16 protein-coding genes are annotated in these 16043 nt (G+C 52.7%); 6 read left to right on the top strand and 10 right to left on the bottom strand.

The genetic code is table 11. The features are described 5' to 3' along the window. Nucleotides 1–44 precede the first annotated feature (44 nt). Nucleotides 45–1427: a class II fumarate hydratase gene (locus H2508_RS10975; protein ID WP_182173208.1), complete on the bottom strand. Its 1383-nt coding sequence runs from the start codon at nucleotides 1425–1427 to the stop codon at nucleotides 45–47. A gap of 287 nt (nucleotides 1428–1714) precedes the next feature. Here H2508_RS10975 and H2508_RS10970 point away from each other — a divergent pair, with 287 nt between their 5' ends. Continuing rightward, complete coding sequence (locus H2508_RS10970) at nucleotides 1715–2086, top strand: DUF805 domain-containing protein (protein ID WP_182173205.1); 372 nt, start codon at nucleotides 1715–1717, stop codon at nucleotides 2084–2086. Nucleotides 2087–2134: 48 nt separating this feature from the next. Here H2508_RS10970 and H2508_RS10965 read toward each other — a convergent pair whose 3' ends face one another. The 3 genes from H2508_RS10965 to H2508_RS10955 all read right to left on the bottom strand — a co-directional run bounded on the left by H2508_RS10965 (nucleotide 2135) and on the right by H2508_RS10955 (nucleotide 4413). Further along, entirely contained in the window at nucleotides 2135–2509 is a 375-nt protein-coding gene (locus H2508_RS10965) for a hypothetical protein (protein WP_182173202.1), read from the bottom strand. A 62-nt stretch (nucleotides 2510–2571) separates the two neighbouring features. Continuing rightward, entirely contained in the window at nucleotides 2572–3456 is an 885-nt protein-coding gene (locus tag H2508_RS10960; RefSeq protein WP_182173199.1) for an SPOR domain-containing protein, read from the bottom strand. Nucleotides 3457–3552: 96 nt separating this feature from the next. Further along, nucleotides 3553–4413 carry an SIS domain-containing protein gene (locus H2508_RS10955; protein ID WP_182173196.1) on the bottom strand — a complete coding sequence of 287 codons (861 nt, stop codon included), beginning with the start codon at nucleotides 4411–4413 and terminating at the stop codon, nucleotides 3553–3555. 103 nt (nucleotides 4414–4516) lie between these two features. On the opposite strand from H2508_RS10955, the gene uvrD reads away from it, so the two are divergent. Together uvrD and H2508_RS10945 are read left to right on the top strand one after the other, a co-directional pair. Next, nucleotides 4517–6667, top strand: coding sequence for a DNA helicase II (gene uvrD, locus H2508_RS10950; RefSeq protein ID WP_182173193.1), 2151 nt, complete (start codon nucleotides 4517–4519; stop codon nucleotides 6665–6667). 70 nt (nucleotides 6668–6737) lie between these two features. After that, nucleotides 6738–7919 (top strand): TRAP transporter substrate-binding protein, encoded by a 1182-nt coding sequence (locus H2508_RS10945; RefSeq protein WP_182173190.1) that lies wholly within the window; start codon nucleotides 6738–6740, stop codon nucleotides 7917–7919. Here H2508_RS10945 and H2508_RS10940 read toward each other — a convergent pair whose 3' ends face one another. The 3 genes from H2508_RS10940 to H2508_RS10930 are packed head-to-tail and all read right to left on the bottom strand — an operon-like array spanning nucleotide 7920 to nucleotide 10222. Continuing rightward, nucleotides 7920–8312: an acyl-CoA thioesterase gene (locus H2508_RS10940; RefSeq protein WP_182173187.1), complete on the bottom strand. Its 393-nt coding sequence runs from the start codon at nucleotides 8310–8312 to the stop codon at nucleotides 7920–7922. Nucleotides 8313–8345: 33 nt separating this feature from the next. Beyond that, nucleotides 8346–9710, bottom strand: coding sequence for a TRAP transporter large permease (locus tag H2508_RS10935; RefSeq protein ID WP_182173184.1), 1365 nt, complete (start codon nucleotides 9708–9710; stop codon nucleotides 8346–8348). Next, nucleotides 9707–10222 carry a TRAP transporter small permease subunit gene (locus H2508_RS10930; protein WP_182173181.1) on the bottom strand — a complete coding sequence of 172 codons (516 nt, stop codon included), beginning with the start codon at nucleotides 10220–10222 and terminating at the stop codon, nucleotides 9707–9709. The genes H2508_RS10935 and H2508_RS10930 overlap by 4 nt, the downstream gene beginning before the upstream one ends. A gap of 106 nt (nucleotides 10223–10328) precedes the next feature. Between H2508_RS10930 and yaaA the strand changes: the two genes are divergently transcribed. The 3 genes from yaaA to H2508_RS10915 are packed head-to-tail and all read left to right on the top strand — an operon-like array spanning nucleotide 10329 to nucleotide 13230. Next, nucleotides 10329–11108, top strand: coding sequence for a peroxide stress protein YaaA (gene yaaA / locus H2508_RS10925; RefSeq protein WP_182173178.1), 780 nt, complete (start codon nucleotides 10329–10331; stop codon nucleotides 11106–11108). 42 nt (nucleotides 11109–11150) lie between these two features. Further along, nucleotides 11151–12617, top strand: coding sequence for a flavin-containing monooxygenase (locus H2508_RS10920; RefSeq protein WP_182173175.1), 1467 nt, complete (start codon nucleotides 11151–11153; stop codon nucleotides 12615–12617). A gap of 13 nt (nucleotides 12618–12630) precedes the next feature. Next, the gene (locus tag H2508_RS10915; RefSeq protein ID WP_182173172.1) at nucleotides 12631–13230 is read left to right on the top strand and encodes a DUF938 domain-containing protein; all 600 of its coding nucleotides are present in this window, start codon (nucleotides 12631–12633) and stop codon (nucleotides 13228–13230) included. Here H2508_RS10915 and H2508_RS10910 read toward each other — a convergent pair. Genes H2508_RS10910 through H2508_RS10900 form a run of 3 tightly spaced genes read right to left on the bottom strand, consistent with a single transcriptional unit; the run spans nucleotide 13227 to nucleotide 15920 of the window. Beyond that, nucleotides 13227–14387, bottom strand: coding sequence for a GNAT family N-acetyltransferase (locus H2508_RS10910; RefSeq protein ID WP_220463691.1), 1161 nt, complete (start codon nucleotides 14385–14387; stop codon nucleotides 13227–13229). The genes H2508_RS10915 and H2508_RS10910 overlap by 4 nt on opposite strands. A gap of 5 nt (nucleotides 14388–14392) precedes the next feature. Further along, the gene (ubiA, locus tag H2508_RS10905) at nucleotides 14393–15259 is read right to left on the bottom strand and encodes a 4-hydroxybenzoate octaprenyltransferase (protein WP_182173169.1); all 867 of its coding nucleotides are present in this window, start codon (nucleotides 15257–15259) and stop codon (nucleotides 14393–14395) included. 37 nt (nucleotides 15260–15296) lie between these two features. Then, the gene (locus tag H2508_RS10900) at nucleotides 15297–15920 is read right to left on the bottom strand and encodes a chorismate--pyruvate lyase family protein (protein ID WP_182173166.1); all 624 of its coding nucleotides are present in this window, start codon (nucleotides 15918–15920) and stop codon (nucleotides 15297–15299) included. Between the last annotated feature and the right edge of the window lie 123 nt (nucleotides 15921–16043).

The following is a 16043-nucleotide window of genomic DNA, read 5'->3' as shown; positions in this document are numbered from 1 at the left end:
GCTAGGCAGGCAGTGGTACTTGTAAGCTGCCTGCCAGTTGGGTCTCAGTGTCTACTGCCGTCAGCTAGTGTGGCGGGGTCTAGTAAGTGCTTGAGCTGATCCCGCGATAGTCCGCTGTGTTCTTCTGCCACATCAATGATTGGCCGGCCTTCTTGATAAGCCTGTTTAGCGATGGCCGCAGCCTTCTGGTAACCGATGACCGGGTTGAGAGCGGTGACCAAAATGGGGTTGCGCGCGAGGGCCCGTTTCAGTGTCTCATCGTTGACAGTGAAGGTGGCGATGGCTTTATCGGCAAGCAGTACACTGGTGTTGGCTAAAAGCTCAATACTGTCCATGAGCCGATCTGCAATAAGTGGCAACATCACATTCAGCTCAAAGTTGCCGGACTGACCCGCTATGGCAATGCTGGCATCGTTTCCAATAACTTGAGCGGCCACCATTGCTGCGGCTTCGGGTAGTACTGGATTGACTTTGCCCGGCATGATGGATGAACCAGGTTGAAGAGCTTGTAGTTCGATTTCCCCAATACCAGCAAGAGGGCCAGAGTTCATCCAGCGCAAATCATTGGCGATTTTAGTCAAGGATACTGCAGTGCAGCGCAGTTGACCTGATAGCGCAACAGCGGCATCTTGCGAGCTAATAGCGGCAAAAAAATCATCACTGGGACTGAGCTTTGTCTGGCATAGCTCTGATAGCTCTAGACAGAACTGCTGGGCAAATTGCGGGTGTGCGTTAATGCCGCTGCCTACCGCTGTGCCGCCCTGTGCCAGTTGGCGTAAATCACCTTCTGCTTGCTTGATCCGCGCTATATTCTGCTGCATCTGCGTTGCCCAGGCAGACAAACTATCGCTCATGCGCACGGGCATGGCATCCATTAGGTGGGTGCGGCCGGTTTTTATTGAGCTGTGGACAGTCTGAGCTTTGTCCTCAATAACCCTTACTAAGTGCTCTAAGGCGGGTTTAAGTAAGTCCTCTAATGCCAGAATAGCGCTCAGGTGAATAGCGGTGGGAATCACATCGTTGCTGCTCTGCCCGCGATTGACGTGATCGTTAGGGTGAACCGCTGCGCCCCGCTGTTGGCTAGCTAGGCTGGCGATGACTTCGTTGGCATTCATATTTGAGCTGGTGCCTGAGCCTGTTTGAAATACATCTACAGGAAAATGCGACATCAACTCAGGGTCTTGTTGTAAGTGCTGTACAGCTTTGACGATAGCGCTGCCGATTTCACTGTCGAGTTCCCCGAGCTTCACGTTGGCTGTGGCAGCAGCTTGTTTAATCAATAACAGGGCGCGAATAAAGCGCTGGGGCAGGCGTCGACCACTGATAGGAAAATTATTAACAGCGCGCTGGGTTTGGGCGCCGTATAGCGCAGCTTCAGGCACCTCTAGCTGGCCCATGCTGTCGGTTTCAATGCGAGTATTGCTCATAGCTAGCTCCTGTGATGCCTCACTCAGAATATAGCTGCTATCGTAGAAAAGCGCCTGAGAAGGACTATCGACAGTAGAACAATGCTGCGCTTACAACAAGAGGATATACACTAGCAGTGCTGCTGTTGTGGATATATGCCTACTGGCTTTGACCAGTATAGCGGCTTGGTCTAGTGTTTAATCGCTAGTCCGGCTGGCTTACATTAGTACTAGGTTTAAGTACTGTCTTTTGTCATTATACTTGGTAGCAGTTTACTGCAGATAAATAAATAAAAGAGGATTTTGCTATGGAGTGGTACCTAAAAGTTCTTAAAAATTACCTAGGCTTTTCGGGGCGGGCACGACGTGTTGAGTTTTGGATGTTCGTGCTGATTAACTTTTTGATCTCGGTGGTCTTGAGTTTTGTCGACGGAGTACTTGGCCTGAGGGGAGCTGAGGGCGCTACGGGAGTACTACAAGGTTTGTATATGCTGGGCGTGTTCTTACCTAGTATAGCGGTGGCCTTCCGTCGTCTACACGACACAGGGCGCAGTGGCTGGTGGCTACTGATAGGTTTAGTACCAGTAATCGGCTGGATAGTTCTGCTGGTGTTTTACTGCTTCGACAGTGAAGAAGGGGACAACGCTTACGGACCCAACCCTAAATTAGAGGAAGCCTAAGCGGCAAAGAAGGGCAGCGCGCAACTCTGTAGTTGCGCGCTGTAGCTATTAATTGGGGTTAGCAGCTTTGAATTCGCGAACTTCAGTATTGAATTGTCCGGCAACGGCTTCTTCGGAGGATACCGCTGCGTTGTAGGCTTCGACAGCTTCAGCGTAACTCTTCTTAGCCGCTTCAATAGTGGCTTTGTCTGCTTTACCTTCCTTCACTGTTGCTTCGGCACTAGAGAAAGCTTCTTCTAAGCACTTCATGTACTCAACGTTGCTGGCCTGGAAGGTTTTGACAGCTTGCTGTCCAGCTAGCATGTCTTCCATTTTAGCAGTAGCACCATCGGGCAACTGAGGTTGTTCTGGCTTAGTGCACTCGGCCATTGCCGCGGTGCTCGAGAGTAGCAGTGCTGCGATTGCACAGGAAAGTTTGTTCATAACACAGTCCTTTTTAAAATTAGGATAGCGCACATTAACAGCCCTGCTGCGTGCTGCCAAGCCTACTGTTGACCCACCCAAAGCTTAGATAAGCCGAACTCGGATTCTAGCTTAGTAGCTACGCTTTGGGCTGCGCTTTTGTCTCCTAGGCCAATAATGCGCACTCGAAATAGCTCGCCACCAGGTGCCGCAATAACGACAACTTTACCGGCTGAGGGCTTGAGCCGTCCGGCCCAGCGCTCGGCGTCTGAGCGCTGGCGATAGGAGCCAAAGTTCACAAACCAGTCACCCTCAGAGCTGCTGCTTGCTAAGGGTTGTTTTGCCGGTTTTTGGACCGCGGCCGCAGTGCTGCTTTCAGCTTGGCTGGCCGCTTTACTAGCGGCGGCTTGTTGGGCTTCAAGTTGTTGCTCAAAGCCGCGAACCGTATCCTCAAGGCGGCGGTTTTCCAGTTCAAGTTGCTGAATCTGACGATTTAGCTCGCGTTGCTTTTCTAGCGATTCAAGTCGCGCCTCGCGCTCTGTTTCCAGTTGCTTGGGGTCGGCGGCCAGTGCGAGCTGTGATTGCAGGTCGTCAATTCGGTCCTGCAGTGAGGCGCGCTCCTGCATAACCCCTAAGCCACCAATCGCTAAGAGCAGTACCGCGACAGCTGCAATGGCTAAAAGGCCGACAGGCCAAGAGTCAAAAAACTTGGATTCTTCGTCGCTGTCCTCTTCGTCCTCTTCCCAGTCAGAGAGCAGACCTTCATCATCATCCTGCAAAGACTCAGAGTCATAGTCGAATTCATCATCCTCATCGTCATAAGAGTCAAAGCTAGGATCCCTGCGCTCGTCCGCAGAAAACTCGTCTTCTGGGATAGGGTCGCCAAGTTCCCAGGGTGTTTTTTCTTCAGCTTGGGGCGTGTTGCGCGAAGCAAAAGGGTTGGTATTATCGCTGCGGTCGTTGTGCATAGTCTGCGCCTAAAAATGCCCTGAAATATGTTTGAGATACTATCAAAGGAAGGCAGTGCTGTCCGAAATCGGCCAGCTTTGCTATTGGCTAGCGCTTTAGTCGTGGCTGCGCAGTGATTGCAGACCGCGGTTGAGCTTGTTTAAGTGCCGGTTTACTTCATCGCCTTTCATTTTCGATACTCCCACTGCGAGTATATCGATTACCGTCAGGTGGGCAATGCGTGAGGGCAGTGGTGTATAACTGTCTTCATGCGGCGACTCAACATCAATAGGAATTGGAATGGTCGCGCGAGCTATTACTGGGGTGTCTGCTGGTGCGAGGCCGATAATGACAGCGCCCGATTCGCGCGCATAATCCATAGCTTCAAGTAGCGCTGTACTGCGTCCAGACTGTGAGATTGCCACAACCACATCATCAGGTGTTAAGGACATCGCAGACATCGCTTGAATATGGGGGTCTGAGAGAGCAGCGCTGGCAATTTGTAGGCGGAAGAATTTGTGCTGGGCGTCAATTGCGACAGGGCTGGAGGCGCCAAAACCATAAAACTCCACCCGCCGTGCATTGCACAGCGCATCTACCGCCACTTCAATAGCGTCGGGGTCGAGGGTGTGTCGCACCTGTGCCAAAGTTTCCATGGTGGCGTCGAAAACTTTATAGGTGTAGTCACGAGCAGTATCGAGCTCGCTGAGCACAAAGGGCTCTTGATTGGGACTTTGGGCCAGGGATTGGGCCAGTGCTAGTTTGAAGTTTTGGAAGCCTTTGCAGCCAATCGCGCGACAGAAGCGCACCACGGTAGGTTCACTGACCTCGGCGGCAGCGGCCAGATCAACGATGCGCATATGAATAACCCGCTGAGGATCGGCGAGTACTAGCTCAGCCACTTTGCGCTCGGAGCGCCGCAGCTGCTCGAGTTCAGAGTCGATGTCGCGAAGAACTGATCTGCTTGTATTGGTCACCAATAGCGCCACATTCGTTGCAAGGGTGCCCACATTATACAGCTCGCGAGAAGATCGCACAGACAACGGTGAGCTAGGGCGGGAATTTAGGTAGAATGCGGCGATGGACGTATCAGATATTCTTTCCCCCCTAAATGACGCCCAACGCGAAGCCGTGGCCTCTGAAAGCCCCAACCTATTGGTATTGGCTGGAGCAGGTAGCGGCAAGACACGCGTGTTGGTGCATCGTATCGCCTGGCTAATCAAGGCCCAGGCTTACTCCCCCTATTCCATTTTGGCAGTGACTTTTACCAATAAAGCGGCCAAAGAGATGCGGCAGCGTATTGAAGATATGCTGCATATCCCGGCACATGGGATGTGGGTGGGGACTTTTCATGGCCTAGCCCACCGGCTGCTTAAGGCGCATTGGAAAGAGTCCGGCCTGCCGCAGAACTTTCAGATTTTAGATTCGGATGATCAGCTGCGCTTGGTGAAGCGGGTCTGTCGTGAATTGGCCCTGGATGAGTCTCGCTGGCCTCCCAAACAGGCGCTGTATTACATCAATGCTCAGAAAGATGAAGGTCTGCGTGCGGCCCATATCGAGGCGCCTTATGGCGACCTGTATGCCCAGACCATGCTGCGAGTCTATCGCGCCTATGAAGAGGCCTGTGAGCGCTCCGGCCTAGTCGATTTTGCCGAGCTCTTACTGCGTGCCCATGAGTTGTGGTTGAAGAGCCCTTCGGTATTGGCGCACTACCAAGGGCGCTTTCGTCAAATATTGGTCGATGAGTTTCAGGATACCAACACGATTCAGTATGCCTGGTTGCAGGTTTTGGCCGGCAAGCAGATTCCAGTAGTGGCGGTGGGTGATGACGACCAGTCCATCTACGGCTGGCGCGGCGCTAAAATTGAGAATATTCAGCGCTTTAGCGAAGATTTCAGCGGCTGCCAAACGGTGCGCCTAGAGCAAAACTACCGCTCTACACAGACGATTTTGCAAGCTGCCAATGGCGTCATAGCCAATAACTTCGGCCGTTTGGGCAAAGAGTTGTGGAGTGACGGTGATGCGGGGGAGCCCATTACCCTCTATGCCGCCTTTAATGAGCAAGATGAGGCGCGCTTTATTGTCGAACAGGCTCAGTCTTGGATAGATGAAGGTAACGAGCGGCGCTCAGTGGCTATTTTGTATCGCTCTAATGCTCAGTCGCGAGTACTAGAAGAGGCCTTGATTCGCAGCGGGATTCCCTATCGTATTTATGGCGGGCAACGTTTCTATGAGCGCTTGGAGATTCGCAACGCGCTGGCGTACCTGCGCCTGCTGGTCAATCGCAGTGATGATGCGGCAGCCGAACGGGTGATCAACACGCCACCCCGGGGCATTGGTAGCAAAACCTTAGAGACCGTGCGGGAGGTGGCCCGTAGCCGGGAGGTCTCTCTGTGGCAAGCGATTGCAATGGCCTGTGAGGAAAAACTCCTGCCAGCTAGAGCAACGACGGCTTTGCAGGGTTTTACCAGCTTAATTGATGAGCTGGATTCTGGTACCGACGATATGGCGCTGGAAGAGCTGGTTGAGCATGTCCAGCACGGCTCGGGAGTCCTTGAGTTTCATAAAAAAGAAAAAGGGGAAAAAGGTCAGGCAAGAGTAGAGAACCTTGAGGAGCTGGTGTCAGCGGCCAAGCAGTTTTCAGCTCAGGGCGATGAATTGTCACCTTTGCAACAGTTTTTGGATAACGCGGCGCTCGATGCCGGCGATGCTCAAGCAGATCCCCACGAAGATGGCATTCAGTTAATGACTCTGCACTCGGCCAAGGGTTTGGAGTTTCCTCTGGTGTTTTTAGCGGGCATGGAAGAGAACCTCTTTCCACATCGTATGTCCCTAGAAGAGCCCGGCCGTCTAGAGGAGGAGCGGCGCCTGTGTTACGTAGGCATTACCCGCGCCATGCAGCGCTTAGTTATCACCTATGCCGAGACTCGCCGTATCCATGGCAGTGAGTCCTACAATAGCCCTTCGCGCTTTATTCGAGAAATACCTGCTGAGCTGCTACAGGAAGTGCGGTTGAATAATACTATCAGTCAACCGGTGAGCAGCCTGTCTCAAACCTCGGTGCCCGATACAGGAATTGTGCTTGGTCAGCGGGTTTACCACCAGATTTTTGGCGAAGGTGTGGTGTTAAATTTTGAGGGTAGAGGCAATAATGCCCGGGTCGAAGTTAATTTTGATACCGAGGGCAGTAAGTGGCTGGTGTTGCAGTATGCCAACTTACAGCTCATGTGAGCACTATCCACTAAAAATCTTCTGCTGACGCGAACAGCAGCCTGGGGCAAGCAGGACAATAAGCAAAACTATGAGCAGTCATTATTCTACTACCCGTTACTCAAACCTGTGTATTTTGTTGTTGGTTAGCGCTCTTGTAGTGGTGATTGGCCTATGGGCCACAGAGCGAGGCCGAGAAGCGGGTGTGCAACATGCCTACTCGGATGATGGCGCTGTGCAGCAGGCGCAATATCATTGGAAAATTGTCACCACCTGGCCCAAAAATTTTCCGGCTCTAGGCTCAGGCCCAGAGAATTTTGCACGCATGGTCAGCGAGATGAGTGGCGGAAGGCTCACCGCCCGTGTCTATGGCGCCGGAGAAATTGTGCCTGCTTTTGAGGTCTTTGATGCCGTATCCCAGGGGGTGGCCGATATGGGGCACGGTGCATCCTACTACTGGAAGGGTAAAGTCCCTGCTGCGGTGTTTTTCGCTGCTATTCCTTTTGGCATGACCGCTCAAGAAGTTAATGGCTGGTTGCATTACGGCGGCGGCTTAGAGTTGTGGCGTGAAATATACGCCCCATCCAATGTTATTCCTTTTGCTGGCGGTAACTCAGGCGTACAAATGGCGGGTTGGTTCAGGCATGAAATCAACTCGGCGGATGATATAAAAGGCTTGAAAATGCGTATCCCGGGCCTAGCGGGTGAGGTCTTTACGCGGGCAGGGGGCACCTCGGTACGTATTCCCGGTGGCGAGGTATACACCTCTTTGCAAACAGGTGTAATCGATGCTGCAGAATGGGTGGGGCCCTATAACGACTTAGCACTCGGACTCTATGAAGTAGCGCCTTACTACTATTACCCGGGTTGGAATGAGCCCGGCGCAGTGCTGGAGTTTTTAGTTAATAAGTCCTCTCTGGAAGCACTGCCACCGGACCTGCAAGCGATTGTGAAATACGCTACACGGGTAGTGAACCAAGATATGCTCGATGAGTTCACTGCGCGTAACAATACGGCGCTGCAAGAGCTGGTGAATGAGCATGGAGTACAGCTGCGACGCCTACCAGATGACGTATTGCAGGTACTTTTTGAAGCCAGCGAAGAGGTGATGCAGGAGCTGATAGCCGGAAATCCTTTAGCGGCTAAAGTGCATGCCTCGTTTAAAGCTTTCTACGATGATGTGCGGGCCTACCATAAGATTTCAGAGCAGGCCTACATCAATGCTCGAGAAGTGGTACTGCCCGCGGTGCTTACCTCGGAAGGTAAAGACTGATTAGGTATTGATGGTACGGGTGCGGCCTTTTTCATCAATCGCAACGAAGACAAATTCACCTTCGGTGACTTTTATCGGCTCACCATCGTGTTTGGAGTTAATCCACACCTCAACCACTATGCGAATTGAGCTGCGGCCAATTTCCAGCACATCACAATAGCAGGTCACTACGGCGCCGACGTGCACCGGAGTCAAAAAGGCCATGCCGTCAACAGCAACAGTGGCCACGCGGCCACCGGCTACGTCAGCGGCAGTTATCGCGCCTGCAAGATCCATTTGAGAGAGAAGCCAGCCACCATAAATATCGCCAGTGGCGTTAGTGTCTTTGGGCATGGCAATAGTTTGTAAAGCAAGTTCACCTTGCGGAATTGGTGCTGAATCAATGTCACTCATGGCATGGGCCTGATCGGAAATTATATTAATGTGTTAATGGTTTAGTTGGGCTGGCAGCCAGGTGGCTAGCGGAGGCCATATCCATAGCGCTGTCAGCACCAGCAACTGAATGATTATAAAGGGTATAACCCCTCGGTAGATAGCACTGGTAGCTAAGGAGTCCGGGGCCACGCCGCGCAAGTAAAACAAGGCAAACCCAAAAGGCGGCGTGAGGAAGGAGGTTTGCAGGTTAATAGCGATCATGATGCCGAGCCAGATCGGGTCGAGGCCCATGGCTAGCAAGATGGGGCCCACGATAGGCACTACCACAAAGGTTATTTCGATAAAATCGAGAATAAATCCCAACAAGAAAATCAGCAGCATCACGACTAGCGTGGCGGCAAAGACTCCGCCAGGAAGCTGATTGAAGAAACTGTGGATCAGCTCTTCACCACCAAAACCGCGAAATACTAATGAGAATACTGCCGCGCCGATCAAAATCATAAAGACCATGGAAGTGACCTTCATGGTATCTAGCGCAACTTCGCGCAGGCGCTCTAGGTTCATTTGGCTTTTACTGTAAGCCAGGATCAAGGCGCCAACTGCGCCCACACCGGCAGCTTCGGTGGGGGTCGCGGCACCGGCGAGAATCGAGCCGAGCACTACAGCGATCAGTAATAGAGGCGGTAGCAGGCCACTAAGCACTTGGGCAAGAGGCAGTGGTGCTTCATCGGATGGCGGTGCGCTAGAGGGCTTGAGCCAAGCGTAGAGCAGCACGTAGGCGGTATAGAGCGCTACTAGCAGTAAGCCAGGGATCAGTGCGGCAACGAATAAATCGCCCACTGAAACCGTTTTAGGGTTAAAGATATTGAGGTTTAACTGGGCTTGCTGGTAAGCATTAGAAAGCACATCGCCCAGTAGCACCAGTGCTATCGATGGGGGAATAATTTGGCCTAGAGTGCCTGTCGCACATATGGTCCCTGCGGCGAGAGAGGGGCTATAGCCACCGCGCAGCATACTTGGCAGAGACAGTAGGCCCATCGTGACCACGGTGGCACCGACAATACCGGTACTGGCGGCCAATAACATACCCACTACGATAACCGATACGCCCAAGCCTCCACGTGTTCGGCCAAAGACACGGGACATACTCGATAGTAGCTCTTCGGCTATCTTCGACTTTTCTAGTACCACTCCCATTAGCACAAATAGCGGCACCGCAATCAGAGTAGTATTACTGATCGTGCCAAAGAGTCGCCCGGGTAAGGCCGATAGAAAAGATGGGTCAAATACGCCGGCAATAATGCCTCCGGCAGCGAAAGCCAGGGCTGTGCCAGCGAGGGTAAAAGCGACGGGATAGCCCAGCATCAGTGTTAAGCACACCACAGCAAACATCAGCAGCGCAATATAGCCGGTCACTCTGAGCGTCCTTTGATGAGCTGTTCGGCGCTGCGCAGGGTTTCAGCTAGGCCTTGTAAAAATAGGCAGGCGGCCATAAGAGGCAATAAGCTTTTCAATAAGAATATCGCAGGTATTCCGCCGGTCTCCGCTGAGCTTTCTCGAATGCTCCAAGACTCAACAACATAATTCCAACTGATGGCAAAGAGAAAGGCGCAAAGCGGCAGTAAAAAGATGATGCCACCGAGGCTGTTGATCCAAGCTTGGCTTTGCGCTGAAAAGCGACGATAGAAAATATCGACGCGCACATGACCACCGTGGCGCAAGGTATAAGCGCTGCCCAGCATAAAAAGCGTGCCGTGCATGTAGGTAATGGCTTCTTGAGAGGCAATGGAGCCGATGTTAAAGCCGTAGCGAAGGATCACCACTAGCGTAGTTAAGAGCGCCATGCCAATGCTTAACCAAGCAAGGGCGCGGCCGCAGAACTCGGTAAATTGATCGATGGCGTGGACAGTAGCCTGCAAGCGCGTCATCTGTGTATTGATCTTATGTGTCTTTTGCAACGGAGGGGGCACAGAGTATCATAGCCCGTTATATCACGCGAAAGCTTCTGTGCAAGCTCAGCTTTGAGGTCACTTCATGCTAACAGTTATTTCACCAGCTAAGACGCTGGACTTCGATACTCCTCCTCATATTAAAAAGGCTACTCAGCCAGAGTTTCTTGAGCGCTCGGCGCAGCTAGTTGAGGACGCACAGGCACTGAGCCAGGATGATATCCGTGAGTTGATGGGGGTGAGCGAAGCTATTGCTGAGCTTAACCATCGGCGCTTCATGAACTGGTCTCAGCCTTTCACCAAGGATAATGCGAAGCAAGCGCTATTGGCTTTTCGCGGAGATGTCTATACCGGTCTAGATGCCGATACCCTGAATGCGAGTCAGTTTGACTTTGCGCAGCAGCATTTGCGCATTCTCTCAGGGCTTTATGGCTTGCTGCGCCCGCTCGACTTGATGCAGCCCTATCGCTTAGAAATGGGGCTTAAATTTGAAAATCGCGGTGGCAAAAACTTATATGAGTTTTGGGGCGATGAGCTGACCAAGCAGTTGAATAAGCAGTTGCGCAAGCTAGACAGCAAGACCTTAGTCAATTTGGCTTCCCAAGAGTACTTCCGTGCAATAAAAACTCGTCACTTAGAAGCCGAGGTTATTACGCCAGTATTTAAAGATCTTAAAAATGGGAAATATAAAGTCATCAGTTTTTACGCCAAAAAGGCCAGAGGCCAAATGGCGCGCTACATCATTGAGGAACAGCTCAGCAATGTAGAGGACCTGAAAGATTATCGTGTTGATGGTTATCGCTACGATGCCAGGCTGTCTACAGCTCGAGAGTTAGTATTTACCCGCGACCAAAGCGACACATAAACATTCATAAAAAAGATATAAGACCAATAAGAGGCAGCATTGATGAGCAAAGTTGAACCCCATAGTGTGGTGATTATTGGCGCCGGTATGTCCGGCCTTTGTATGGGGATCAAACTGCTTGAACGCGGCATTGATGATTTTGTGATTCTGGAGAAGTCCGCAGGAGTAGGCGGCACCTGGTATGACAACAGCTATCCAGGTGCCTGCTGCGACGTGCCCTCGGTGATGTACAGTTACTCCTTTGAACCCAACCCCTTCTGGTCACGCAAATTTTCCCCGCACAATGAGATTCGGGCGTATTTTGAGCACTGTGCAGATAAGTATGGCCTGCGGCCGCGACTGCGTCTCTCGACCGCCGTGTGTGCAGCTGAGTTTGATGAAGCAGCGGGTTTGTGGACGGTCCATCTCGAGAGCGGTGAGAGCCTCCAGGCTCGCGCCTTGGTCAGTGGCCTAGGCCAGTTGAACTTGCCTAACATACCGGACTTTCCAGGGGCAGAATCCTACCGCGGTGACAGCTTCCATTCAGCTCGCTGGAATCACCAGATTGACTTAAGTGGCAAGCGCGTCGCGGTGATTGGCACCGCAGCTAGTGCCCTGCAATTTATCCCCCATGTGGCACAGCAAGCATCACAGCTCTATGTCTATCAGCGCAGTGCTAACTATGTGCTTAAACGCAATGACTACGCCTATAGTGAGGAGCAAAAGCGCCGATACTCTCGTTACCCTTGGCTACAAAAATTGCAGCGCCTGTCGGTGTATTTGCAGAATGAACTCATTTTCTTCCCCATCATGCGAGCGCGAAACATCTGGCGGCCGCTGTGGAAAAAATGGTGTGAAAGCCATATGAAAGCACATCTCGAAGACGCCACTCTCAGGGAGCAATTGACCCCTGATTATCCCGTTGGCTGTAAACGTGTGCTGGTCTCAGATGACTACTACCAAACCTTCGCGCGCGATAATGTGGAGCTGGTGTGCTCTGAAATTAAAGCCTTCTCCGAGCATGGTATAGAGACTGAAGACGGGATAAATCGGGACGTCGATGTCATTATTTATGGCACCGGCTTTCGCACTAGCGATATGCTTTCTGGTGTTCAGTTTACTGGCAGTGGCGGTGTTGCATTGCGCGAGGCCTGGTCCGATGGTGCAGAAGCCTATCGCGGGGTATGTGTTTCGGGCTTTCCTAACTTCTTTATGCTCTATGGCCCCAACACCAACCTTGGCAGCAATTCCATAATTTTCATGGTGGAGCGCCAAGTAAACTATACGCTGTCATGTATCGAGAAGCTGCTGAGTCACGAGCTGAGCAGCTTAGCGGTCAAGCCCTCGGCGATGCGCGAATACAATGACTGGATGCAGGCCGAACTAGCTAAAACCGTGTGGGTGGCCAGCTGTGATAGTTGGTATAAAAACGCCGCGGGCAAAGTGGTTAATAATTGGCCTAAATCCACCATGTTTTATTGGTGGCACATGCGCTCACCGGACTTCTCCGACTTTGAGATGCGCTCCTAAGGGTTTTAAGCGTATGGATAATCTGCCTTTTTCTCAGGCCTGCGAAAACAACAAGCAGGTAATTTTAGAGCGGCTACAAAAACATTTTAGCCATAGCCAGAAGGTCTTGGAGTTGGGGGCCGGAACAGGTCAGCATGCCTGTTGGTTTGCCCAGCACATGCCCCACCTACAGTGGCAGCCCAGTGATGTGGCGGCCAACCTAGCCCTACTGTCGCTGCGCTGTGATGCCTACCCTGGCGATAACCTGCTGCCGCCGGTGGCTCTTGATGTCTGTGAGCAGCCTTGGCCGCTTGCGATACCGGATGCAGTTTTTAGCGCGAATAGCTTCCACATTATGCCCTTTGCCGCGGTAGAGCTTTGTTTCGCTGAGTTGGGGCGTCGCGCGGCCAAGGGCACTTTGCTCTGTGTCTATGGGCCTTTCAATTACCACGGCGCCTACACCAGTGCTAGCAATCAGCGCTTTGATCAGTGGTTGAGTCAGCAGCACCCAGACAGTGCGATCCGTGACTTTGAAGCGGTTGACGCCCTGGCTCAGGCAGCGGGCTTTGTGCTGCTAAATGATCATGCCATGCCGGCTAACAATCGGCTGCTAGTTTGGCAGCGCCAAGCCTAGTTAGAGCCGCGCTTGAAGGGCAGTAACTCGGCGGCCTGTTGTCGATAGTGCTCTACTTGTACCGCCTCGCGGCGGGTAAAGTCAGCCACCGCTGCCGCCAGTTCGGGCTCGGCTACCCAATGATTGGAGTAAGTTAAAATCGGCGTAAAGCCGCGCTGGATTTTGTGTTCGCCTTGGGCGCCAGGGTCGAAGCGCTTTAAACCCCGCTCGATACAGTACTCAATGCCCTGATAGTAACAAGCTTCAAAATGCAGGCAGTCAAACTCCTGCTCACAGCCCCAGTAGCGCCCGTAAAGCGTATCACCTGAGTGAAAGTACAGGGCGGCGGCGACCGTTTCACCGTTGAGCTCGGCCACAACCATCAGCACTTGCTCGCCAAGGCTCGGGGCAACTTCAGTAAAAAACTCGCGACTTAAATAGCCGCCATGACCACTGCGCTTGGCATAGGTGAGTTGATAAAAACGGTGAAACTGTTGCCACAGCTTGGGGCTGATTTGTGTGCCCTGTAAACGTTGCAGTTTGAGGCCCTGTTCACTGACTCGGGCGCGCTCTCGGCGCAGTGACTTGCGTTTGCGGCTGCTAAATGTAGCGAGAAAGTCATCGAAGCTCTGGTAGTTTTGGTTGAGCCAGTGAAACTGGGTGGCTAGGCGCTGTGGCAGGCCTAGGCTCTGCAGCTTTTGGGAGGTAGCAGGCTCGGGAAACAATAAATGCCAGGAGGACAGGCCGCGCTCTTGTGCTAAATCTTTGATGGCCTGAATGAAAATGGGCCAGGCTTGGTCTTCAGTGATTGCTGCGCTGCAACGCAGGCGCGGGCCGCTGGCGGGGGTGAAGGGGATGGCCGACAGCAACTTGGGATAATAATCCAAGCCCAGGCGTTGCCAGGCATCAGCCCAAGCCCAGTCGAAAACATATTCACCGTAGGAGTGAGATTTTAAGTACAGCGGTAGCACAGCACATAAGTTGCTGTCCTTGCGCAGTAGTGCGTGGCAGGGCTGCCAGCCAGTCTTAGCGGTGGTGCAGCCACTGCTTTCAAGGCCGTAGAGAAACTCGTAGCGTAAAAAAGGGTAATCGTCACCGACAACGGCTTGCCACTGGCCTGCCTCAACTTGGCTTAGGCTGCTGATGAACTCAATCGAATAGCCGGCTTGCTTAGTCAAGGTTGCTATTGTCCCACTGCGAAGTGTAGGGCGATACCGGCAAAGATCAGTGCGCCGACCCAGGTGTTGTGCAGGAAAGCTTTGAAGCAAGGGGCGCGTTCTTGGCTATAGATCAAACGTTGGTGATAGATAAATACAGCGGCCACTAGTAGCAGTGCTGCATAGTAGTAGCCACCCAAGTCAAAGCCTCGCCCGACCATCACTAAGCAGCCCAGACACGCGGCTTGAAACAGTGCAATAAAGGCCCTGTCGTAGCGGCCAAACAGAACGGCGGTGGATTTTATGCCTAATTTGAGGTCGTCATCGCGGTCTACCATTGCGTATTGAGTGTCAAATACGATAGTCCAGAGCAAGTTAGCGGCAAATACCCACCACAGGGCCGCGGGTAGCTGACCCAGTTGCGCGGCGAAAGCCATGGGAATACCCCAAGAAAAAGCGGCGCCAAGTACCAGCTGGGGCCAGTGGGTATAGCGCTTCATAAAAGGGTAGGTCGCGGTGAGGGCGACGGCAACAAAAGACAGCATGACAGTGAAGGTATTGGTTAGCAATACCAAAGCAAAGGCTGCCAGACAAAGTACAGCGAAGAAAATCCGTGCTTCTAACACGCTCACTGTGCCAGTGACCAAGGGGCGCTGTTCGGTGCGCTGTACGCCGCCGTCCCAGTGGCGATCTGCCAGATCGTTGATGATGCAGCCCGCGGAACGCATCAAAAATGTTCCGAGGCAGAAGATAAGCAATAGGTCGAGGTCGGGCAGGCCAGCAGCTGCCAGCCACAGGGCCCATAGCGTGGGCCACAGCAATAGCAGGGTGCCGATTGGCTTATCAAAACGAATTAACTGGAGTAGGGCTTGCGCCTTGGAAACACTGGTCATGAGTACTTAGAGGAGCCGGAGAAACAAGCCTAAGAGCTTACTGCTTTGCTCGCAAAATTGCAGCGCTGACTTTGCCGCGCTGACTGCGATGAATGGGTAGGAGGGCCTGCCAGGGCTGAAAAGCAGACAGAAACACTTCACTAACCAGCAAGCGCTTACCCTTGATGTCAAAGCATGAACGGCGGCCCCAGACCGCTTGCTCCTGGCGCAGGGTGGCCGGCAGGAGATCATTATCCCCCGGTATATGAGCCAACTCAAAAGGACTGCGTTGCATGCTGGGATAGCGGAATAAAATGGCCCCTAATGGCCGGTTTTGTAAGTGACGCAAGTGGCGCAGCTCCCCGGCCAGACTGGCGGCGGGAAAGATACTGCGGCCGAAAACCACGGCTTGGCCATTGATTTGCAGGGCCACTTCTCGAATCAAGGCTTTTTGTCGAAGGCCAATGCCGAGCAGATTCCGCTCTGAGCGGTAGGGAGTAGCCCAGGACTGGCGCAGACGCTGGACCGTGAAATCGCCCGCTTGGGTAGTAATCAGGCGTTCAGTGAGAGAGCCATCATCGAGCAGCCAGCTGCGCTGCTTTTGAGGCAGGTCTACATTGGAAAAAAGTTGCGCCGAGCGCCAATGGGGCTCGGTATCAGGGGCTGATGGTGTGCCTGACACTGGGGGCTCTCACAGTCGAATGCAGGGCGAGCATGAAGCAAGCCACGATCTGGTGCAAGATGCATGGCCTGCAATGTCAGTATAGATTGGTACAAAACTCTAGTAGGAAGGCCACTCTAAGCC

Origin of the sequence: Sediminihaliea albiluteola, from assembly GCF_014077625.1 — a bacterium.
Classification (GTDB): domain Bacteria; phylum Pseudomonadota; class Gammaproteobacteria; order Pseudomonadales; family Halieaceae; genus Sediminihaliea; species Sediminihaliea albiluteola.
This window is presented reverse-complemented; position numbering and strand designations above follow the sequence as displayed.